The organism is Streptomyces yatensis, from assembly GCF_018069625.1.
Taxonomy (GTDB): Bacteria; Actinomycetota; Actinomycetes; order Streptomycetales; family Streptomycetaceae; genus Streptomyces; species Streptomyces yatensis.
In genome coordinates this window covers 6,779,637-6,801,801 of sequence record NZ_CP072941.1, presented here as the reverse complement: position 1 = coordinate 6,801,801, position 22,165 = coordinate 6,779,637, and the positions used below count along the sequence as shown (strand labels likewise).

Below are 22,165 nucleotides of genomic sequence, written 5' to 3'. Positions count from 1 at the left end.
GTCGCTCGTAACGCGAGAGCAAAGGAATCCAGCACATGAGCGCACAACCTGCGACCACGCCGGAGCAGCAGGCTCCCGGCGATCCGGGGTCGCCCGACGGCCTCAAGGCGGGGCTCAAGAACCGCCATCTGTCGATGATCGCGATCGGCGGGGTGATCGGCGCCGGTCTGTTCGTCGGCTCCAGCGCGGGCATCGCGAAGGCCGGTCCCGGCATTCTCGTCTCGTATGCGCTGGTCGGCCTCATGGTCGTCTTCGTCATGCGGATGCTCGGCGAGATGTCCGCCGCCAATCCCACCTCCGGCTCCTTCTCCGCCTACGCCGACCGGGCGCTCGGCCGCTGGGCCGGTTTCTCCATCGGCTGGCTCTACTGGTTCTTCTGGGTCGTGGTGCTGGCGGTCGAAGCCACCGCCGGCGCCAAGATCCTGGAGGGCTGGTGGCCGGCGGTCCCGCAGTGGGGCTGGGCGCTGATCGTCATGGTGGTGCTCACCGCGACCAACCTGGTCTCGGTCGGCTCCTACGGTGAGTTCGAGTTCTGGTTCGCCGGGATCAAGGTCGTGGCGATCGCCGCGTTCATCGTGGTCGGCGGACTCGCGGTCTTCGGGGTCCTGCCGCATTCGGACAACGAGGGCGCGGGCCTGGCCCACCTCACCGATCACGGCGGCTTCCTGCCGAACGGGCCGGGCGCCATCCTCACCGGTGTGCTGCTGGTGGTCTTCTCCTTCATGGGCAGCGAGATCGTCACCCTCGCGGCCGGTGAGTCCGAGGACCCGCGGCGGGCGGTCACCAAGGCCACCAACAGCGTGATCTGGCGTATCGCGGTCTTCTACCTGGGCTCGATCTTCGTCGTGGTCACGCTGCTGCCCTGGGACGCCAAGGCGATCGCCGACGACGGAAGCTATGTCGCGGCGCTGGACTCGATCGGCATTCCGCACGCCGGCGACATCATGAACGTGATCGTGCTGACCGCCGTGCTCTCGTGTCTGAACTCCGGCCTCTACACGGCCTCCCGCATGGCCTTCTCGCTCGGCCAGCGCGGCGACGCCCCGGCCGCCTTCGCCCGCACCAACGGCCGTGGCGTACCGGCGGCCGCGATCCTCGGTTCGGTCGTCTTCGGCTTCGTCGCGGTCTGGTTCAACTACCAGTGGCCGGACACGGTCTTCACCTTCCTGCTGAACTCCTCGGGTGCGGTCGCGCTCTTCGTCTGGCTGGTGATCTGCTTCAGCCAGCTGCGGATGCGCGGGATCATCCTGCGCGAGAACCCCGAGAAGCTGATCGTCCGGATGTGGCTGTTCCCGTATCTGACCTGGGCCACGATCGCGATGATCTCGTTCGTCCTGGTCTATATGCTCACCGACAAGGACGGGCGCGAGCAGGTGATCCTCTCCGCGCTGGTGGCCGCGCTCGTGGTCGCCTTCGCCCTGGTCAGGGACCGCCTGACCGCCGGCCGCGCCGTCGACCCGGCCGCCTCCTCCGACGCCTCGGCCAAGGAGACGGCGGCCCCGTAAGGGCGCGCTCTGCTGAATTCCCCTGTGCCCCCGGGCGGCGGTATACCGGCCGCCGCCCGGGGGCACAGCCGTGTCCGGGGGGCTGGGGGCCGGTGGGCTGTTGTCCGGGGGCTGCGTACGGGAGCTGCCTTCGGGGCTGCGTACGGGAGCTGTCTCTGGGGCTGCGTACGGGCTGGGTGGCCAGCTCCGTCGTCGTCATCGACTGGCGCAGCAGCGCCCGGCACACCCGGATGCGCAGCGGCTCGTCCAGCGCCCGCAGCCCGCGCATCACCACGTCCAGGGCGGTCGGCTCGGCGCCCGCCGCGTCGCGCACCGGGTACTGCACCACGACCGGGTAGCCGGGGTAGTGCTTGATCGCGAGATACGGGGTTGATGTGCAGGATGCGCCGCACCGGCTATCCGGTCGCCCCGCTGATCCTGGGGGCCGTACTGGGTCCGATGGCGGAAACCCAGTTCCGGCGCGCGCCGGCCTCCAGCGAGGGCGACTGGACGATCTTCTTCAGCCGCCCGCTCTCCGCGGCGATCCTGTGCCTGTCGCTGATCGCCCCGGTCGGCCCGATGGCGGTGCGGGCGTTCCGCCGGACGCGGGGACGTGAGCCGAAAAGGGCGGGCTGACCACCGCGGACCATCGCGAACCACCGGGGCCCCCGCGCGAGTCGACCGCGCGGGGGCCCCTTTTCCGACCTGCCCGGTGTTCGGTGAGAAGACGATCACGCAAGCAGGTGGTCTGGCGGGCGCTCCGGGTTACGGGGCCAGCAGCAGGTTGTGGGCGCGCTCCTTGGCGGCCGTGTAACGGCGGGCCACATCCTGCCAGTTGACGACCTTCCACATGGCCTCGATGAAGTCCACCTTCTGGTTCTTGTACTGCAGATAGAAGGCGTGCTCCCAGGCGTCGAAGACCAGGATCGGCACCGAGCCCTGCCCCACGTTCCCCTGGTGGTCGTAGACCTGCTCGACCACCAGCCGCCCGCTGACCGGCTCGTACGCCAGCACCCCCCAGCCCGAACCCTGGGTGGTGGCGGCGGCCTTGGACAGCTGGGCCTTGAAGCCCGCGAAGGAGCCGAAGTGCTCGGCGATGGCGTCCGCCAGCTCCCCGACCCCGTCCCTCTCCAGCGGCTCGCCACCGCCGTCACCGGTCATGTTGTGCCAGTAGATGCTGTGCAGGATGTGGCCGGACAGATGGAAGGCCAGGTTCTTCTCGAGCCCGTTGATCGAGCCCCACTGATCCTTGTCCCGCGCCTCCGCGAGCTGCTCCATCGTGTCGTTCGCGCCCTTGACGTACGCGGCGTGGTGCTTGTCGTGGTGCAGCTCGATGATCTCGGGGCTGATGACCGGGGCCAGCTCCGAGTAGTCGTACGGAAGTTCAGGAAGTGTGTAGATGGCCATGCGAAGCCCTTCGGACCGCGTTATTGCAATTAACTTGCAAGTACACGCTAGCAGCAAGAGCGTTTTCCGCCAGCCGCAGTCGGATGCCTGGCCCCAAAGACGGAGGCGGGGCGGGTCCTCCGACCGAGGACCCGCCCCGCCTCCGTGCGCGGGATGGAGAGGGATCAGCTTCGCGCCGCCGCCGTCCGCTGGCGTACGTAGCCGATGATCGCGAGGGCGATCGCCATCACGGCCGTGGCGTAGAGCTGGCTGCGGGTGTCGCTCTCGCGCAGCATCAGGACCAGCACGCCGACCGTCGCGGCCAGGGCGACCCAGGTCAGGTAGGGGAAGAGCCACATCTTCACCACGAGCTTTTCCGGGGCCTCGCGCTGCAGGCGGCTGCGCATGCGCAGCTGGGCGGCGGCGATGAAGCCCCAGACCACCAGGACCGCGGCGCCGACCATGTTGAGCAGCCACTTGAAGATGGTGTCCGGCCACCAGTAGCTGAGCAGCACCGCGACGAAGCCGAAGAAGGAGGAGGCGAGGACGGTGAGGCGGGGGACACCGCCGGTGACCCGGCCCAGGAAGGCGGGGCCCTCGCCGCGGGTGACCAGGGAGTAGGACATGCGGGAGGCGCCGTAGATGTTGGCGTTCATCGCGGAGAGCAGCGCGATCAGCACGATCACGTTCATGATGTCGCCGGCCGCGGGGATGTCGAGGTGGTTGAGGACGGCCACGTAGGGGCCCTCGGCGACCACCGCCTTGTCGTTCCACGGGATCAGCGTGACCACGACCACCATCGAGCCGACGTAGAAGAGGGCGATGCGCCACATCGCGGTGCGCACCGCGCCCGCGACGCTCTTGACCGGGTTCTCGGACTCGGCCGCCGCGATGGTCACCGTCTCCAGTCCGCCGTAGGCGAAGACGGACGCCAGCAGGCCGACGACCAGGCCGTTCACGCCGTTGGGGAGGAAGCCGCCGTCACCGGTGAGATGGGAGCCGCCGGGGGCGTCGGTGCCCGGCAGGACGCCGAGGATCGCGAGGACGCCGAGGACCAGGAAGATCGTGATCGCGGCGATCTTCAGCGCGGCGAACCAGAACTCGAACTCGCCGAAGTTGCTGACGGCCGCGAGGTTCGTGCCGCAGAACATCGCCATGAAGAGGGCGACCCACATCCAGGAGTCGGTGCCCGGGAACCACTGGACCATGATCCCGGCCGCGCCGATCGCCTCCGCGGCGATGCCCACGCACAGCAGGATCCAGAACATCCAGCCGACCGTGAATCCCGCCCAGGGGCCGATCGCCCGCTCGGCGTGCACGGAGAACGAGCCGGAGGCCGGGTTGGCCGCCGACATCTCGCCGAGCATCCGCATCACGAGCATCACCAGCAGCCCGGAGAGCGCATAGGCCACCACGATCGACGGACCGGCGGCGGCGATTCCGGCGCCGGAGCCGACGAACAGCCCCGCGCCGATCACACCGCCGAGGGCGATCATGGACAGATGGCGCTGCTTGAGGCCGTGGGAGAGCGGTGGCGTGGCGGTCGCGCCCGCGCCGGTCGCCTCGGCGGTGCCGGATGGCCCGGAGGACGCGGATGTCCGGTTCATTCTTCTTCTTGTCCCTTACGAGGCGAGCGGGGGGATGCAAAACGTCCCTAGTGTGAAGGGCGCGTCCTATGAGGACAACATCAGGGCCAATCTTTTCTGGATATCGGACACCTGCGTCACGCTCCGTATCGGGTGTCTCTGCCAAAAGCCGCCAAGCCGATGCGTCCGGCTTTGTGGTCATCCGACGGTGTCCGCGGCCCGCGGGTTGGGTTAGCGTCGCGGTATCCACCCTCTGACCTGGGAGCATCGCTGATGAGCACGGTTTCTGCCGCCGCCACACCCGGTACGGTCCTCGCGGACGCGGTCTTTCCCGCCCGGCGCGTCCTGGCCCGGGACACCGCGCTGGTCATCGGGGGCGCCGTGCTCACCGGTCTCGCCGCGCAGATCTCGGTGCCCGTCCCCGGCTCGCCGGTGCCGGTGACCGGCCAGACGTTCGCCGCCCTGCTGGTGGGCACCTCGCTGGGCGCCCGGCGCGGCTTCCTGTCGCTGGCGCTGTACACCCTGGTCGGCATGGCCGGCGTGCCGTGGTTCGCCGAGGGCAGCTCCGGCGCCGCCATGCCGTCGTTCGGCTATGTGCTGGGCATGCTGCTGGCGGCGACCGTGGTGGGCGCGCTGGCCCGGCGCGGCGGCGACCGCGGGGTGCTGCGCACCGCGGGCACCATGGCGGTCGGCTCGGCGGTCACCTACGCCGTGGGCGTCCCGTACCTGGCGCTGGCCACCCACATCTCCCTCGGCGAGGCGGTGGCGGCCGGGCTCACCCCGTTCCTGATCGGGGACGCGCTGAAGGCCGCGCTGGCCATGGGCGCGCTGCCGGCCGCCTGGAAGCTGCTGGGCCGCCGGGGCTGAGCCCCCCCCGTACGCCCGGGCCCGGTGCCCGGGCATGGCCACTCAACCGCCCATGCGTGAGCCCATGCATGGGCGGCTTGGACGTGAAGGCGGCCGTGACATGAAAGCGGCTTGGACGTGAAGGCGGCCGCGACGCAAAAGGGCCCCCGCGCGGGGGCCCTGCCGTGGCGGTGGCGCGGAGCGGGGTCAGTCGAAGATCGGGCCGACCGTACGGGTCCGCTTGATCTCGTAGAAGCCGGGGATCGAGGCGACCAGCAGCGTGCCGTCCCACAGCTTGGCGGCGTCCTCGCCCTTGGGGGCGGGGGTGACCACCGGGCCGAAGAAGGCGACCTGCTCGCCGTCCGCGCCCGGGACGGCGATGACGGGGGTGCCCACGTCCTGGCCGACCATCTCGATGCCCTCCTTGTGGGAGGCGCGCAGCTCGGTGTCGTACGCGTCGGAGTCGGCGTAGTCGGCGAGCTCGGCGGGGAGACCGGCCTCCTCGAGGGCGGCCACGATCGTCTCGCGGTTCTTCTCCAGGCCCTGGTTGTGGAAGCGGGTGCCGAGGGCGGTGTAGAGCCGGCCGAGGACCTCGCTGCCGTGCTTCTGCTCGGCGGCGATGCAGACCCGGACCGGACCCCAGGCGGTGCTCAGCAGTTCGCGGTACTCCTCGGGCAGCTCATCCATCTTGGGCTCGTTGAGCACGGCGAGGCTCATGACGTGCCAACGCACCTCGACCGGGCGCACCTTCTCCACCTCGAGCATCCAGCGCGAGGTCATCCAGGCCCAGGGACACAGCGGATCGAACCAGAAATCAACAGGAGTCTTGGCAGTCTCGGTCACGGTTTCTCCTCGAGCGGGCGCGTCGTAGTCGCAAATGAATAGAGAGCTGTCTACCCCACCCAACGCGGGCGGGAGGGGAGCCCATTCCCCGATACCGGCTGTCGGTGCACCGTGACATGATTTCCGCTGTCCGATATCCGAGATGCGAGACATTGCCGAGGGAGTCGCGTCGTGCCCGGTGAGAACCTGACCCGTGACGAGGCCCGTGCACGGGCGAAGCTGCTGGCCGTCGAGGGTTACGAGGTGGCGCTCGATCTGCGGTCCGCGGTCGGTGAGCACACCGGGTCCGGGCCGCGCACCTTCCGCTCCACGACCACGATCCGCTTCCGCTGCGCCGAGCCGGGCGCGGCGACCTTCGCCGATCTGCTGGCGCCCTCGGTGACCTCGGTCCGGCTCAACGGGCGGGAGCTGGACCCGGCGGCGGTCTTCGACGGCTCCCGGATCGCGCTGGACGACCTCGCCGCCGAGAACGAACTGGTGGTGGACGCGCAGTGCGCCTACAGCCGGACCGGCGAGGGTCTGCACCGCTTCGTGGACCCGGAGGACGGCGAGGTCTACCTCTACACCCAGTACGAGCCGGCCGACGCCCGCCGGGTCTTCGCCAACTTCGAACAGCCGGATCTCAAGGGCCCGTTCACCTTCTCGGTGACCGCCCCGGAGGGCTGGACGGTGCTGAGCAACGGGACGGTGGACCGGGTGGAGCCGCCCGGTGCCGGCGATTCCGCCGCGACCAGCCACTTCGTTCCGACCCGGCCCATCTCGACGTACATCACGACCGTGCTCGCCGGTCCGTACCACCACGAGAGCGACCTCTACCGCCGCACGCTGCCGGACGGCTCGGAGCTGGAGATCCCGCTGGGCGCGCTGTGCCGCAAGGGGCTGGCCAAGCACTTCGACGCGGGCGACATCTTCACGGTCACCAAGCAGGGCCTGGACTTCTTCCACGACCACTTCGACTATCCGTACCCGTTCGGCAAGTACGACCAGGCGTTCGTGCCGGAGTACAACCTCGGCGCGATGGAGAACCCCGGCTGTGTGACCTTCCGGGAGGAGTTCATCTTCCGCGGCAAGGTCACCCAGGCGTCCTACGAGGGCCGGGCCAACGTCATCCTGCACGAGATGGCGCATATGTGGTTCGGCGACCTGGTGACCATGGAGTGGTGGGACGACCTGTGGCTCAAGGAGTCGTTCGCCGACTTCATGGGGGCCTTCGCCCTGGTCGGGGCGACCCGCTTCACCGACGGCTGGATCACCTTCGCCAACCGCCGCAAGGCCTGGGCCTACCGCGCCGACCAACTGCCCTCCACCCACCCGGTCACGGCCGACATCCGTGACCTGGAGGACGCCAAGCTCAACTTCGACGGGATCACGTACGCCAAGGGCGCGTCCGTGCTCAAGCAGCTGGTGGCCTACGTCGGGCAGGACGCCTTCCTGGAGGGCGCGCGGCGCTACTTCAAGCGGCACGCGTACGGCAACACCCGGCTGTCGGATCTGCTGTCGGTGCTCGGCGAGACCTCGGGGCGCGACATGGCCACCTGGTCGCGCGCCTGGCTGGAGACCGCGGGGGTCAACGCGCTCACCCCCCAGGCCACCTATGACGCCGAGGGGCACATCACCGAGCTGGCGGTGGGGCAGGAGGCCGCCGAGAGCCACCCGACGCTGCGGCCGCACCGCGTGGCCGTGGGGCTGTACCGCAAGGAGGCCCCGGCCGGTGAGCGCCCCGGCGCGCTGGTGCGCTACGCCCGCGCCGAGGTGGACGTCGACGGCCCCCGTACGGTCGTCCCCGAGCTGACCGGCGCCTCCCGGCCCGATCTGATCCTGGTCAACGACGACGACCTCACCTACTGCAAGATCCGCTTCGACCAGGGGTCGCTGGACACCCTGCGCCAGCACCTGGGCGAGCTGACCGACCCCCTCGCCCGTGCGCTGAGCTGGTCCGCGCTGTGGAACCTCACCCGTGACGCGCTGCTGCCCGCCCGCGACTATCTGGAGCTGGTGCGGCGGTTCGCCGGGGCCGAGAGCGACATCGGCGTGCTGCAGATGGTCCAGGCGTGGGCGCTGTCCGCCCTGCACCACTACTCGGCGCCGGACGCGCGCGAGGCGGCCGGCGCCCAGCTGTCCGAGGTCGCGCTGAGCGAGCTGCGGCTGGCCGAGCCGGGCAGCGGGCATCAGCTGGCCTGGGCGCGGTTCTTCGCCCAGGTCGCCGTCGCCGACTCCGAGCTGCGGATACTGAGCGGGCTGCTGGACGGCACGGCCCGGATCGACGGGCTGGATGTGGACCAGGAGCTGCGCTGGACGTTCCTGGCCGCGCTGGCCTCGAGCGGCCAGGCGGACGAGGCGCTGATCACCGCCGAGCTGGCGCGCGACGACACCGCCTCCGGCAAGCGCCACCAGGTGCGGTGTCTGGCCGCCCGGCCCTCCGCCGCGGTCAAGGCCGAGGCATGGGACGCGGTGGTGGAGTCCGACCGCCTCTCCAACGCCCTGGTGGAGGCCACCATCTCCGGTTTCGACCAGCCGGGCCAGCGGGATCTGCTGGCGCCGTACACCCCGCGCTACTTCGAGGTGATCGAGCGGATCTGGCAGGAGCGGTCGATCGAGATCGGGATGGCGATCGTGCGCGGGCTCTTCCCGTCCGCCCAGGGCGACGCCCGCGCCCTGGAGGCGGCCGACACCTGGCTGGACGGCCACCCGGACGCGGCGCCCGCGCTGCGCCGGCTGGTCCTGGAAGCACGCGACGACCTCGCCCGCGCCCTGCGCGGGCAGGAGTGCGACGAGCGGGCGGCCGCCTAAGGCATACGCCGACCGTTCGACGCCCGCGCGGCGCCCCCGGCTACCGCCGGGCAAGCGCCGCGCGGGCATCGGGGGCCCCGCGCCGGGACCTCGCGGCCGGGCCGTGCGGCAGCCCCTCGCGGCCGCTCTCCGCAGCCGGGCCCAGCAAGCCGGGCACCGCTGCGAGGCCTCTCGGCCGGGCTCCGTAACCGCACCGCACGACCGGACCTCGCAGCCGGGCCCCGGCTGTCGGGCCCAGCAAGCCGGATTCCGTAACCGGGCCTCGCAAACCGGGTTCCGTAGCCGGACCCCGCGGCCGGGCACCGTAGCCGGGCCGCACGGCCAGGATGGCGGGACGCGGCCAGGACAGCGGGACGCGGCCAGCAGCGGGGCGCGGCCAGGATGGCGGGGCGCGGCCAGGATGGCGGGGCGCGGCCAGGATGGCGGGGCGCCGCGGGGCACCCGGGCGGGGAGCCTATTCGGCATTCGAACTACCGTACTTTAGTGCGGGGTTGTCCGCTTTTGTCGACGACTCTGTAACAGGGGTTAGCCGGTGCGGCGGGCGCGGGAATGGCGGGGGCATGAGCCACAACACACCGCTGTCCCCCCGCCCCCTCCACCATCTCTCGGACGTCCAGCGCCGGGTGTTGACGACCCGTCAGCTCCGCGAGCACGGTGTGACCGCGTCCGTCGCCGCGGAGCGCAGCCGGGCCGGCGGGCCCTGGCAGCAGATCCTGCCGGGCGTCCATCTGCTCCACCCCGGCCCGGCGACCAGCGAGGAGCGGCTGCTGGCCGCTCTGCTGTACACCGCGAGCCGCGGCCAGAGTGCCGACGGCTCGGCGCCGGGCGACGGCGAGCCGCACGGCGAGGCGATGATCACCGGGCTGGCCGCGCTCGCCATGCACCACTTCTCCTCCGCTCCCCCGCTGGCCTCCCTCGACCGGATCGACGTCCTGGTGCCGCGCACCCGGCGGCTGCGCGCCACCGGCTTCGTCCGCTTCGTGCGGGCCGGCACCCTGCCCGGCCCCCAGTACGTCGCGGGGGTGCCCACCGCCCCGGTGGCCCGTGCCCTCGCCGACGCGGTCGCCCGGCTCACCGACGACGCGGTGCTGGTCCGCAGACTGCTCACCGAGTCCGTGCGCCACGGCCACTGCGAGGCCACGGCCGTCGTCGCGGAGCTGAACTCGGCCCGGCTGCTGTCCCGGCCGCATGTCGTGGACGCGGTGGACGCGCTGCTCGCCGAGGGCCGGGCGATCGCCGAGGGGCGGCTGTACGACATGATCCGCGGCAACCACCTGCCCGAGCCGCTGTGGAATGTGGAGCTGCGGCTGCCCGGCGGGCCCGCACTCGGCGGGGTGGACGCCTACTGGCGTGAGCAGGCGGTGGCGGTGGAGATCGACACCCGGGCGCCGCGCCAGGACGAGGAGGTCTGGCGCGGCGGTTTCGGCCGCAAGCGCGAACACCTGGAGCGGCTCGGGATCACGGTCGTGCGCGTCACCCCGAAGAAGCTCCGGGAGACCCCGGAGGAGCAGGCCGCGGTGGTCCGTACCGCCCTGATCGCGGCGGCCGACCGCGACCCGGCCTCCTATGTCGTGGTCCTGCCGCGCTGACGTCCCGATGCCCCGGCGCGGAGGCGGGGCATCGGGACGTCGGGGCATCGGGACGCCGGGGCATCGGAACGTCGGGACACCCCGGGAGAGCGGCAAGGGCTCAGGGCTTGCGCAGCAGCAGCTCGGTGTTGCGGTCCGTCGCGTCACCGGCCAGCTTCTGGCTGGCGCCGGGCGCGTTGAAGGACAGCTCGCGGTAGAGCGCCGCGAGCCCGGTCTGGGACAGGTCCGAGAAGTCCGTGCGGTGCGGCGCGGCCGACTCGATGAGCGTGGTGAACAGGGAGATCGTGCCGTCGTGGTTGTCCACGACCTCGAAGACCCGGGCCAGCTGGGGGAAGTCCACATGCGAGGCGGTGGTGATCTCCCAGAAGGTGCCGCGCGGGGTGATCTCGTTCTTGTGGCTGTGGCCGTTGATCCAGGCGAGCACCTTGGGGTGGCGCTGGAACAGGGCGACGACCTCGTCCCCGCCGTGGCGGGCCTCACCCGGCCGGCCCGGGTCCCGGTTCATGTTGTCCAGGCTGCGGCTGTAGTGGTGGCTGAAGACGATGACGTAGTCGTCCTTGTGGGCCTTCAGGGTCCGCTCCAGCCAGCGCAGTTGGGCGGTGCCGAGCGACCCGGTGTAGTGGCCGCCCGGGTCGGTGGTGTCCAGGCTGATGCCGATCACGTTCTCGGAGACCCGGAACGAGTAGTAGAGGGTGCCCTGCTCGAGGTTGTCCTTGGTGTAGCCGTGGCCGACCGGGCCGGGGCCGGTGGCGGCCGGGGCGAGGTGCGCGGCCAGGTACTCGGTCTGAGTGAAGGGCGCGCGGCGCTCGTCGGGGGTGACCGTGCGCATGTCCTTGGCGTGCGCGTCCAGCAGCGCCTTCATCTGGACGCCCTTGGGGTCGTCCCCGACGCGCGTGCCCTTGAACAGCCGCTCGGCGTCATCGGCCGGGATGATCTCCAGCTTGCGCTTCCCGGTGGCGAAGTCCGCGTAGTAGGTGTGGCCGAGGGAGTAGACACCGCCCGCCAGATCGTCGTGGTTGCCGATGGTGGAGTACCACGGCAGCCGCAGCCCGGGGCTGTTGACGGTGCGCAGCGCGGCCTTGAGGAAGCCGTCGATGCGCGGGAAGCCGAGCTTCTTGTCGGCGTCGCGCAGCGCGTCCTCGGGGTGCCAGAACTCCTTGAGCCCGCTGTTCTGGACGCCCTCGTAGTGGCGCGGATCGCCGGTGTTGGGGGTGATCCGGCCGCCGTTCATCGCGGCCAGGAACCAGTCCAGCTCGATCTTGGCGTTGTTGTCGGTGTTGTCGCCGGTGGTCATGACGAACGACAGCGGCGCCCCGGTGGCGGGTCCGCCGCGCAGTCCGTTGATCCGCTCGATGAGCGAGGCGACCCCGGCGATGGTCAGCGCCTCGTGCGGCCGCCACGCCCCGGCCCGCCCGCTGCGCAGGAACTCGTAGCGCATCGGGTGCTGGACGTCGGTCAGGTGCAGATCCGTGAGCTGGACGAACGAGGCGAGCGCGGTGCGCCGGTCCTCGCGTCCGCCCTTGGCGCCGGTGATCTCGGTGCGGACCTCGCGGGTCCAGGCGGGGCCGTCGGCCAGCCGCCGGTAGCCGGTGGCGCCCTGTGCGGCGGAGAAGGTCTCCAGCGTCGTGCCGGCCGTCGAGGGCGCCGCCGGGGCCTGCACCACCCGGCGGCCCGCGGCGCCCGCGGTGGCGGGCTGCGTGGCGTCGGCCGAACCGCTGCCGGGCCCGAAGGCGAGCCCCAGACCGGCCGTGGCACCGGTGGCGGCGGTTGCGGCGAGGAAGGTACGCCGGTCGAGGTGAGCGACGGCAGCTGCGGCGGACCGTATGCGGGACATGCGCGATCTCCCCGAGTGGACACGCGGAAACGGGCGGACAGCGACGGCTGCCCTCACCTCGGATCGTTGGCATCGGGAATGGCCTGGCGGTGAACGAGGCGGCAACGCCGGTCGCCGATCTCCACACGTGGATCTTGGCGGTAGCAAACGGTCATCGCGCCCTTGTGAACAGGAATTCTTTTCCTCACTCGGCGTTCATCCAGCCTGGGAACCGCACCCCGTCGTGGGATAAATCACGGGACGGTAACGGACCCGCCTGAGACACTTGCCAGGAGGGTAGGCGCCTCGAACAGGCACAACCAAGGAAAAGGGCTGATATGAGGATCGGAATCGTCGGAGCGACCGGCCAGGTCGGCGGAGTGATGCGCAGGGTGCTCGCCGAGCGTGACTTCCCGGCCGAGCAGCTGCGGCTGTTCGCCTCCGCCCGCTCGGCCGGCCGTACGCTCCCGTGGCGCGGCACCGAGATCACCGTCGAGGACGCCGCCACGGCCGACTACTCCGGTCTGGACATCGTCCTGTTCTCCGCGGGCGGTGCCACCTCCAGGGCGCTGGCCGAGAAGGTCGCCGCACAGGGCCCCGTCGTGATCGACAACTCCTCGGCCTGGCGGATGGACCCCCAGGTGCCCCTGGTGGTCGCCGAGGTCAATCCGCACGCCGCGGTGGACCGCCCCAAGGGCATCATCGCCAACCCGAACTGCACCACCATGGCCGCCATGCCCGTGCTGCGCCCGCTGCACGCCGAGGCCGGGCTCACCGCCCTGGTGGCCACCACCTACCAGGCCGTCTCCGGCTCCGGGCTGTCCGGCGTCGCCGAGCTCGACGGCCAGATCCGCAAGACCGCCGACCGCGCGGCCGAGCTCACCCACGACGGCGCCGCCGTGGACTTCCCCGAGCCCGAGGTCTACGCCCGCCCGATCGCGTTCAATGTGCTCCCGCTGGCCGGGAAGATCGTCGACGACGGCCGGTTCGAGACCGACGAGGAGCAGAAGCTCCGCAACGAGAGCCGCAAGATCCTGGAGATCCCGGAGCTGAAGGTGTCCGGCACCTGTGTCCGGGTGCCGGTCTTCAGCGGCCACTCGCTCCAGGTGAACGCCCGCTTCGCGCGTCCGATCAGCGTGGAACGCGCCTCCGAGCTGCTGGCCGCGGCCCCCGGCGTGGCGCTCTCGGAGATCCCGACCCCGCTCCAGGCCGCGGGCCAGGACCCCAGCTATGTGGGCCGGATCCGGGTGGACGAGACGGTCGAGCACGGTCTCGCGCTGTTCCTCTCCAACGACAACCTGCGCAAGGGCGCCGCGCTGAACGCGGTGCAGATCGCCGAGCTGGTGGCGGCCGACCTGAGCTGACGCCCACGCCTCGTCCGAGGGGGAGCGGCCGCCCGGCCGCTCCCCCTCGGTGTTCCTCCCGTTCGGTCACCCTTTGCCCTACCGACGCCGACCGGCCGACGTGCGAGGATGGCCATCCGCCTGACGCATGGCGTACCGCACATGACGAACGGGAGTTAGCCGACGTGCCTGGCACCAACCTCACAAGGGAGGAAGCGCAGCAGCGGGCGCGCCTCCTCACGGTGGACGCGTACGAGATCGAACTGGACCTGAGCGGCGCCCAGGAGGGCGGTACCTACCGCTCCGTGACCACGGTGCGCTTCGACGCCGCCGAGTCGGGCGCGGAGTCGTTCATCGACCTGGTGGCGCCCACGGTGCACGACGTGGTGCTCAACGGCGACGCGCTCGACCCGAACGAGGTCTTCAAGGACTCGCGGATCGCGCTGCCGGGGCTGCTGGCCGGGCGCAATGAGCTGCGGGTGGTCGCGGACTGCGCGTACACCAACACCGGTGAGGGGCTGCATCGCTTCGTCGACCCGGTCGACCAGCAGGCGTACCTCTACACCCAGTTCGAGGTGCCCGACGCCCGCCGGGTGTACGCCAGCTTCGAGCAGCCCGATCTGAAGGGCACGTTCCAGTTCACCGTGACGGCGCCCGAGGGCTGGACGGTGATCTCGAACTCGCCGGCGCCGGAGCCGAAGGACAACGTCTGGCGGTTCGAGCCGACCCCGCGCCTGTCGACGTATGTCACCGCGCTGATCGCCGGCCCGTACCACAGCGTGCACAGCTCCTACGAGAAGGACGGCCGCTCGGTGCCGCTGGGCATCTACTGCCGTCCCTCGCTCGCGGAGTACCTCGACTCGGACGCGATCTTCGAGGTCACGCGGCAGGGCTTCGAGTGGTTCGAGGAGAAGTTCGACTACGCGTACCCGTTCGCCAAGTACGACCAGCTCTTCGTGCCGGAGTTCAACGCGGGCGCGATGGAGAACGCGGGCGCGGTGACCATCCGCGACCAGTACGTCTTCCGCTCCAAGGTCACCGACGCGGCGTACGAGGCGCGGGCCGAGACCATCCTCCACGAGCTGGCCCATATGTGGTTCGGCGATCTCGTCACCATGGAGTGGTGGAACGACCTGTGGCTGAACGAGTCGTTCGCCACCTACACCTCGGTCGCCTGCCAGGCGCATGCGCCGGGCAGCAGGTGGCCGCACGCCTGGACCAGTTTCGCCAACTCCATGAAGACGTGGGCCTACCGGCAGGACCAGCTGCCGTCCACCCACCCGATCATGGCCGAGATCAACGACCTGGACGACGTCCTGGTCAACTTCGACGGGATCACGTACGCCAAGGGCGCCTCGGTGCTCAAGCAGCTGGTCGCGTACGTCGGGATGGACGAGTTCTTCAGCGGCGTCCAGGCCTACTTCAAGCGCCACGCCTACAAGAACACCCGGCTCTCGGATCTGCTCGGCGCGCTGGAGGAGACCAGCGGGCGCGATCTGAAGACCTGGTCGAAGAAGTGGCTGGAGACGGCGGGCATCAATGTGCTGCGCCCGGAGATCGAGACGGACGCGACCGGCACCGTGACCTCCTTCGCGGTGCGGCAGGAGGCCCCGGCGCTGCCGCCGGGCGCCAAGGGCGAGCCGACCCTGCGGCCGCACCGCATCGCGATCGGGCTCTACAACCTGAACGCGACCGGCAAGCTGATCCGCTCCGAGCGCATCGAGCTGGACGTGGACGGTGAGCTGACCCAGGTGGAGCAGCTGATCGGCGCGAAGCGCTCCGCGGTGATCCTGCTCAACGACGACGACCTCACCTACGCGAAGGTGCGGCTGGACCCGGACTCGCTGGCCGTCGTCACCGAGCACCTGGGCGACTTCGCGGAGTCGCTGCCGCGCGCGCTGTGCTGGGCCTCGGCCTGGGACATGGTCCGCGACGGCGAGCTGGCCACCCGCGACTACCTGTCGCTGGTGCTCTCGGGCATCGCCAAGGAGTCCGACATCGGCGTCGTCCAGTCGCTGCACCGCCAGGTGAAGCTGGCCCTGGACCTGTACGCGGCACCGGACTGGCGCGAGACGGGCCTGGCCAAGTGGACCGAGGCCACGCTCGACCATCTGCGGGCGGCGGCGCCGGGCAGCGACCACCAGCTCGCCTGGGCGCGGGCCTTCACCGCGACCGCCCGTACGGACGCGCAGCTGGACCTGGTCTCCGGGCTGCTCGAGGGCACCGAGACGATCGAGGGCCTGGCCATCGACACCGAGCTGCGCTGGGCTCTGCTGGAGCGGCTCGCCGCCACCGGGCGGGCGGACGAGGCCGCCATCGCGGCGGAGCTGGAGCGCGACAAGACCTCCGCGGGCGAGCGCCATGCCGCGACGGCGCGGGCCGCGCGGCCGACGCCGCAGGCCAAGGCGGAGGCGTGGGCGTCGGTCGTGGAGAGCGACAAGCTCCCCAACGCGGTACAGGAGGCGGTGATCGGCGGCTTCGTCCAAACCGACCAGCGGGAGCTGCTGGCGCCGTACACGGAGAAGTACTTCGCGGTGGCGAAGGACACGTGGAACAGCCGCAGCCATGAGATGGCGCAGCAGATCGTGGTCGGGCTCTACCCGGCGCTGCAGGTCTCGCAGTCGACCCTGGACGCGACGGACGCGTGGCTCGCGTCGGCCGAGCCCACGGCGGCGCTGAGGCGTCTGATGACGGAGTCGCGGGCGGGCATCGAACGCGCCCTCCGCGCCCAGGCCGCGGACGCCGCGGCGAGCTGACGGCATGGGTGGCGCAGTGCGGGGCATGTGGCCCCACACTGCGCCACCCCTGGTTGTGGGCAATCGTCCGGCGGGGCGGAGCGGTGCGCCGTCTTCCTCGTTGTGGGCAATCGTCCCGCGGGGCGGGACGGGTGGGCACAACCCGGCCACCGGGCCGCACCCGGTAGCGATGCCTTGGCCGGTGCCCGGCTCTGGTCAACGTTTCGTTGCCGAGTGCGGGCCGGTGGCCCGTTTGTGCCCACCTGTCCCTCCCCCAGCTACCGCTGGAAGGGGCCCCTGGCGGAACGATTGCCCACAAACCAGTCACCTAGGGTCGGGCATGGCCTGGCCGGCCATCGGACCGTATTGGCGCAAGAGATCCGGGTACGCCTCGGCAGCCACCCGAAGCCATCGCTCCGCCTCTTCCGCGCGGCCCAGCCCCCGCAGAGCTTGCGCAAGCCAGTACGGCGCCTCCTCGTGCTTCCCCTCGCACGCCACCCTGAGCAGCGGCTCGGCCTCCCCATAGGCACCGCGCCGAACCATGCTGCGCCCCGCGAGAAACGCGGGCGGCACCAGACCGCTGCGCGCGGCGCGCACGTACCAGCGCTCGGCGTGCTGCGGGTCGCCGCCCCGCTCCTCCGACGTCCAGCCGAGCCACCACGCGGCGCGCCCGTGCCCCAGGTCGGCCGCCCGGCGGAACCAGATCTGCGCCGTGCGCCGGTCCCCGGCCTCGTCGTGGATGCGGCCGATGTCGTACGCCGCTCCCGCGTCGCCCTCCGCCGCCGCGGGCTCGTAGTACGGCACCATCCGCAGTCCCGTGGCGCCGCCCACTTCGTACAGCATCCGGCCGAGGGCGAGCAGGGCGCGCGGAGTGCCCGCCGTGCGGTACCACTCGGCGGCCTCCGGGAGCCGGTACAGCCGGTCGAGCGCGTCGGCGTACGCGCACCAGGCGTCCGGACCGCCCTCCTCGGCGCGGGCCCGCAGCCCGGGCAGGCGTTCCTCCCACTCGGGGGGCGGCATCCGCTCGGGGTCGGCGCGGATCGCGGCGATGTCCTCCAGCGCCCTGACGATCCGCTCCTCACCCTCGTCGAACGACCCCCGCCCCTCCTCATCCACGCCCTCGGCGCCCCCGGCGCCTTCGGCACCGTCGAGCCCCGTGGCCCGCAGCCATCGCTCCGCCTCGTCCAGCCGCCGCTGCCGTACGCACAGCACACCGAGGTTGAAGCAGGCCCAGATGTGGCCGCCGTCCGCCTCGTCGGCCGTGCGGTACCACTCCTCTGCGGTGCGCAGTTCGCCGTTCTCCTCGGCCCAGACGCCGAGGACGTACGCCGCGCCGTCGTAGCCCCGCTCGTGGGCGCGTTCGACGAGCGCGCGGGCCTCGTCCCAGCGGCTGTCGTCGCGGGCGATGAAGAGGGCCTGGTCCACCAGTGCCTTGGCGCTGCCTACCGCGGCCGCCCGGGCGTACAGCGCCTCGGCCTCCGCGACCATCCGCGGGTAGCGCGCGAACATCGCCTTGCGCTCGGGGTCCAGCAGGTCGCGCAGCGCCTCGTACGCCTCCTCGGGGTCCCCCTCGGCCTCGGCCCGGGCGAGGGCTTCGCGCCAGCCGTCCAGGTCCCGCAGCATGGTCTGGATGGCCCCGCGGGTGCGGGTGGCGATGTCGTCGCCCTGGGCGGACGCCTCGGCCAGCCGCTCCAGCGCGGTGTCCCATTCGCCGCGGGCGGCCAGCAGCACGGCGCCGTTGGTCGTGCACTCGACGCTGCCGAGCGCGGCCCCGTGCTCGTACCACGTCTCGGCACCGGCGGTATCGCCGGCCTCGTGCAGCAGCCGGGCCAGACCGAACGCACAGCCGCCGTCGCGATCGGCGGCCGTGCGGTACCACCGCTCGGCCTCGGGGAACTCGCCGCGGTCCTTGTGACAGATCGCGAGCGTGCGCGAGGCGTCCGCGTCCCCGGCGTCGGCGGCCCTGGCCCACCACGGCAGGGCCTCGTCCAAGCGGCCCTGGCCGGTGAGGAGTTCTGCGTAGGCCCGGTACGCATCCGGCTGCCCGGCGGCCGCGGCGGCCCTCAACCGGGCCGCCTCGACCACCGGATCCACCACCGGGTCCACCGCCGGATCCACCGCCGGATTCACAGCCGGATCCGGCTCCTGATCCGCCGCCATCCGGTCCGCCATGGCGGGCATTTCACCGTGAGCCGCGCCGGACGTCCCTTGCGATGAATGTTCGACCATCACCCGATGGTGCCAGAGTGATCACGAACGTTCGGCACGGGCCCTGCGACGGGCCAGCAGCGCCTCGCGCCGCTCGTCGAACTTGGTGGCCTGATCGTCCAATCCACCCATGTAGAGCCCCAGTTCCTCCTGCGCCTTGAGCCCCTCCGGGCCCAGCCCGCCGATCTCCAGGACCTTCAGGAAGCGCAGCACGGGCTGCAGGACGTCGTCATGGTGGATGCGCAGGTTGTATATACCGCCAATGGCGATCTGGGCTGCGGCGCGCTCGAAGCCGGGCATCCCATGGCCCGGCATGCGGAAGTTGACCACCACATCGCGGACGGCGCCCATGGTCTGGTCGGGGGCCAGCTCGAACGCCTTCCCGAGCAGGTTCCGGTAGAAGATCATGTGCAGGTTCTCGTCGGTGGCGATGCGCGCGAGCATCCGGTCGCAGACCGGGTCACCGGAGTGATGGCCGGTGTTGCGGTGCGAAATGCGGGTGGCCAGCTCCTGGAAGGCGACATAGGCCACCGTGTGCAGCATGCTGTGCTGGTTGTCCGACTCGAAGCCCTCGGACATGTGCGCCATGCGGAACCGTTCCAGCTCCACCGGGTCGACGGCGCGGCTGGTCAGCAGGTAGTCACGCATCACGATGCCGTGGCGCCCCTCCTCCGCCGTCCAGCGGTGCACCCAGGTGCCCCAGGCGCCGTCCCGGCCGAAGAGGGTCGCGATCTCGTGGTGGTAGCTGGGGAGGTTGTCCTCGGTGAGGAGGTTGACCACGAGCGCGATCCGGCCGACGTCGCTGACCTTGGACTGATCGGGCGCCCAGGCCTCACCGCCCATGACACCGTCGAAGTTCCGGCCGTCGCTCCACGGGACGTACTCGTGCGGCATCCACTCCTTGGCGACCTTCAGATGCCGGTTGAGCTCGGTCTCGACGACCTCTTCAAGTGCGTACAGGAGCTGGGTGTCGCTCCATACGGCCTGACCGTGGCGGTGGGTAGGGGCGAGTGTCACGGTGGGGGCTCCAGGGGACGGGGGCGACGGGCTATACCTACGGATCCGTAGGTTACGACACCGTAGGTTAAAGCGAAAATAAACGGCCCGGGGCCTGTGGATGGCACACGGTGAACTCGACGTGACCCGGTCGCACTTGGGGATCCGGGGCGACGGGATGCGGTACGGCGCGGATGGCCTACCCGGCGCGGGCGGGCGGCCGGAGAGGAGCAGCCCCTCCCGGGCCGGAGCCCCTTACACGACAAAAGCGCCCCGGCCGGATGGCCGGGGCGCTCCGCAGCGGCGTGCGCGCTTCGTCGATCGATCGCCTCAGTCGGTCTGCTTACGGGACTTCCTGTCTCCCGCCATCACCAGACCCGCGATCACCAGGAAGAGAATGATCGGAGCGGCGACATAGAGGCCCAGCGTCTCGGCGACGCTCAGGCCCGGACCCGGGTCGTCACCGTCGTCGCGGGTGAGCGCGAACGCGGGGGACGACATCAGCAGCATCGCCGTCGTCGCGGCGATGACTGCACCGGCGCGCACGGCGTTCTTTTTGACCTTGTTGCTCACGGACTCAAGTTATCCGATGCCCCCCGGCGCCGTGTGCCCGGGGTGGCCTTTACCACCGTGTTGAGATGGCCATGACCGCGGCCCCGGACGTCGGCTCAGCGGCGGCCCGCCGCGCCGAGGTGGACGGTGGGCGGCAGCAGCCGTGGCGCGGCGCGGGCGGCGAGGACCCGTACCCGCAGCCCATCGGCGGTGACGGGCGCGGCCAGCGGAAGGATGCGCCGGGCCCCGATGGTCGTACCGGAGGCGATGTCCCGCCATGTCCCCGCCACCCGGGCCTGCACGGTGAACTCCTCCACCCGCTGTCCCCGGCGGATGTCCTCGCCGAGCCGTACCCGGTCGAAGGTCACCGGATGGCCGGTGGCCGGCCGCGCCCCGGTGCCGTATGTCGTCCTTACGGCTGTGCCGAAGGCCGTAAGGGAGGCGATGTCGGTGTCGTCGATCCGGCCGTTCTTCGCGGGCGGGACATTGAGCAGCAGCGAGGCGTTGCGGCCCACGCTGCGCTCGTACAGCGACATCAGCTGGCCGGGGGTCTTGGGCCGCTCCGCGGGGTCGTGGAACCAGCCGGGGCGGATCGAGACATCGGCCTCGGCCGGATACCACTGCAGATGGCGCACGCCCGGCGCGGTCAGCTTCGCGCGCGAGCCGATGTCGGCGTCGGTGGAGTCATTGGGCAGCCCGCCGCCGACGACCGTCCAGGGGTCGACGGCGGACGGGGTCACCGACCATTCGGTCTCCCGGGCGATGCCGTCCTCGTTGCCCACCCAGCGCACGCCCTGCGCGCCCTGGAAGACCACGGCGTCCGGGGAGAGCGCGCGGATCAGCTCGAACCAGTTCCTGACGTCGTAGTTCTGGGTGACGCCCGCACCGCCCCAGGGGTTGGCGCCGTCCAGCCAGAACTCGTCGATGGGGCCGTACTGCGTCAGGATCTCGTAGATCTGGTTGAGGTAGTACGCGTCGTAGTCGTCGGCGGTGAAGCGGAAGCTGGGCAGCGCGCCGGAGGCGACCTCGTCCGCCCGGTCGTCACCGGGGACGAGGGTGGGGATGGTGCGCTCGGTGGGCTTGCTGCCGTCGCCGTAGCGGCCCTGTCCGGCGGGCGCCCGGTCGCCGTCCTCCAGGGCCATGCGCTCGGGCAGCGACAGCTCCTCGCCGTTCTGTTGCTTCTCGCGGATCTTCTCGACCCACTGGGCGTGCCAGGCGTGCGGCAGCTCGGCCCCGTCGGCGGGCGAGAGATAGACGCCGACCTTGAGTCCCGCCTTACGGGCGGCCTTGACGTAGGCGCCCAGGACATCGCCGTCGGGATTCCTGCCGCCGGGGCCGTTCGTCCACCAGGGGCTGGCCTCGACGTCGTGGTCCGTGTAGCGGCTCGGGTAGAGCACGAAGCCGTCGTGGTGCTTGGCGGTGAGCATGACCTGCTGGGCGCCGCCGGCCTTGTACGCCCGCATCCACTGGTCCATGTCGAGCTCGGGCGGGTCGAAGAGCTTCTCGTCCTCGGCCCCGGAGCCCCACTGGCGGCCGGTCATGGTGTTCATGCCGAAGTGGGTGAAGGCGGTGATCTCGCGCTTCTGCCAGGCCCGCTGCCCGGGGGTGGGGACGGTGTGGACGGCCTTGTCGATGACGCGGGCGGGGGTGTCGCAGTCCTCGACGGTCTGCTGCGGGGCGGGGGTGATGGGCCCCTGGCAGCCGGTCGGCGCGGCCTGGGCGGGGGCGGCCTTGGCGGACGCGGCCTGCGCGGGGGCGGGAGGGACGGCGGCGGCCGCGAGGGCGGCCAGGGCGAGGGCGCGGAGCGCGAGCAGTGCTCGCCGCCGTCCGCGTGGTCGGTGGGTGCCGGGCGTTCCGCCCAGGGGTCGGGCCATGGTCCCCTCCAGCTCTCCGGTCGTCATTGATCGGATCTTTATGGCGGTGTCCATGACAGACTGCCAGAGGGGAGTCGTTCTGGGGAGACTGCGCAAAGCAGAGATCCAACCTATGAGCGG

At 71.2% G+C, this 22,165-nt stretch carries 16 protein-coding genes; 8 read left to right on the top strand and 8 right to left on the bottom strand.

Going from position 1 to position 22,165, the window contains the following annotated elements; translation table 11 throughout:
* Positions 1 to 35 precede the first annotated feature (35 nt).
* From J8403_RS28070 to J8403_RS28060, 3 genes are all read left to right on the top strand, one after another.
* A complete protein-coding gene (locus J8403_RS28070; RefSeq protein WP_211125603.1) occupies positions 36 to 1,505 on the top strand; it encodes an amino acid permease in 1,470 nt (489 codons plus the stop codon).
* 176 nt (positions 1,506 to 1,681) lie between these two features.
* Entirely contained in the window at positions 1,682 to 1,843 is a 162-nt protein-coding gene (locus tag J8403_RS28065) for a hypothetical protein (RefSeq protein WP_211125602.1), read from the top strand.
* Positions 1,844 to 1,877: 34 nt separating this feature from the next.
* Positions 1,878 to 2,120 (top strand): hypothetical protein, encoded by a 243-nt coding sequence (locus tag J8403_RS28060; protein ID WP_246586018.1) that lies wholly within the window; start codon positions 1,878 to 1,880, stop codon positions 2,118 to 2,120.
* A 129-nt stretch (positions 2,121 to 2,249) separates the two neighbouring features.
* On the opposite strand, the gene J8403_RS28055 is transcribed toward J8403_RS28060, so the two are convergent.
* Positions 2,250 to 2,891 (bottom strand): superoxide dismutase, encoded by a 642-nt coding sequence (locus J8403_RS28055; RefSeq protein WP_059145691.1) that lies wholly within the window; start codon positions 2,889 to 2,891, stop codon positions 2,250 to 2,252.
* 164 nt (positions 2,892 to 3,055) lie between these two features.
* Entirely contained in the window at positions 3,056 to 4,477 is a 1,422-nt protein-coding gene (locus J8403_RS28050) for an amino acid permease (protein ID WP_211125601.1), read from the bottom strand.
* Positions 4,478 to 4,729: 252 nt separating this feature from the next.
* Here J8403_RS28050 and J8403_RS28045 point away from each other — a divergent pair, with 252 nt between their 5' ends.
* Entirely contained in the window at positions 4,730 to 5,323 is a 594-nt protein-coding gene (locus J8403_RS28045; RefSeq protein WP_211125600.1) for a biotin transporter BioY, read from the top strand.
* 186 nt (positions 5,324 to 5,509) lie between these two features.
* On the opposite strand, the gene J8403_RS28040 is transcribed toward J8403_RS28045, so the two are convergent.
* Entirely contained in the window at positions 5,510 to 6,145 is a 636-nt protein-coding gene (locus J8403_RS28040; RefSeq protein WP_211125599.1) for a DsbA family oxidoreductase, read from the bottom strand.
* A gap of 171 nt (positions 6,146 to 6,316) precedes the next feature.
* Between J8403_RS28040 and pepN (J8403_RS28035) the strand changes: the two genes are divergently transcribed.
* Positions 6,317 to 8,935 (top strand): aminopeptidase N, encoded by a 2,619-nt coding sequence (gene pepN, locus J8403_RS28035; protein ID WP_211125598.1) that lies wholly within the window; start codon positions 6,317 to 6,319, stop codon positions 8,933 to 8,935.
* Positions 8,936 to 9,495: 560 nt separating this feature from the next.
* Positions 9,496 to 10,524: a hypothetical protein gene (locus tag J8403_RS28030; protein WP_211125597.1), complete on the top strand. Its 1,029-nt coding sequence runs from the start codon at positions 9,496 to 9,498 to the stop codon at positions 10,522 to 10,524.
* Between the two features lie 100 nt (positions 10,525 to 10,624).
* On the opposite strand, the gene J8403_RS28025 is transcribed toward J8403_RS28030, so the two are convergent.
* Entirely contained in the window at positions 10,625 to 12,358 is a 1,734-nt protein-coding gene (locus tag J8403_RS28025) for a TIGR03767 family metallophosphoesterase (RefSeq protein ID WP_211125596.1), read from the bottom strand.
* A 317-nt stretch (positions 12,359 to 12,675) separates the two neighbouring features.
* Here J8403_RS28025 and J8403_RS28020 point away from each other — a divergent pair, with 317 nt between their 5' ends.
* Both J8403_RS28020 and pepN (J8403_RS28015) read left to right on the top strand, forming a co-directional pair.
* The gene (locus tag J8403_RS28020) at positions 12,676 to 13,701 is read left to right on the top strand and encodes an aspartate-semialdehyde dehydrogenase (RefSeq protein ID WP_059145684.1); all 1,026 of its coding nucleotides are present in this window, start codon (positions 12,676 to 12,678) and stop codon (positions 13,699 to 13,701) included.
* A gap of 164 nt (positions 13,702 to 13,865) precedes the next feature.
* Positions 13,866 to 16,436 carry an aminopeptidase N gene (pepN, locus tag J8403_RS28015; protein ID WP_211125595.1) on the top strand — a complete coding sequence of 857 codons (2,571 nt, stop codon included), beginning with the start codon at positions 13,866 to 13,868 and terminating at the stop codon, positions 16,434 to 16,436.
* Between the two features lie 303 nt (positions 16,437 to 16,739).
* Here the strand turns inward: pepN (J8403_RS28015) and J8403_RS28010 are convergent, their stop codons facing one another.
* The 4 genes from J8403_RS28010 to J8403_RS27995 form a co-directional block, all read right to left on the bottom strand.
* On the bottom strand, positions 16,740 to 18,587 hold the full coding sequence (locus J8403_RS28010) for a tetratricopeptide repeat protein (RefSeq protein WP_246586017.1): 1,848 nt from the start codon (positions 18,585 to 18,587) through the stop codon (positions 16,740 to 16,742).
* A 78-nt stretch (positions 18,588 to 18,665) separates the two neighbouring features.
* Complete coding sequence (locus J8403_RS28005) at positions 18,666 to 19,640, bottom strand: acyl-ACP desaturase (RefSeq protein ID WP_211125593.1); 975 nt, start codon at positions 19,638 to 19,640, stop codon at positions 18,666 to 18,668.
* Between the two features lie 309 nt (positions 19,641 to 19,949).
* The gene (locus J8403_RS28000) at positions 19,950 to 20,192 is read right to left on the bottom strand and encodes a hypothetical protein (RefSeq protein WP_014060726.1); all 243 of its coding nucleotides are present in this window, start codon (positions 20,190 to 20,192) and stop codon (positions 19,950 to 19,952) included.
* Positions 20,193 to 20,287: 95 nt separating this feature from the next.
* Positions 20,288 to 22,045, bottom strand: a complete 1,758-nt coding sequence (locus tag J8403_RS27995) for an alpha-L-fucosidase (protein WP_246586384.1) — start codon at positions 22,043 to 22,045, stop codon at positions 20,288 to 20,290.
* Positions 22,046 to 22,165: the final 120 nt, after the last annotated feature.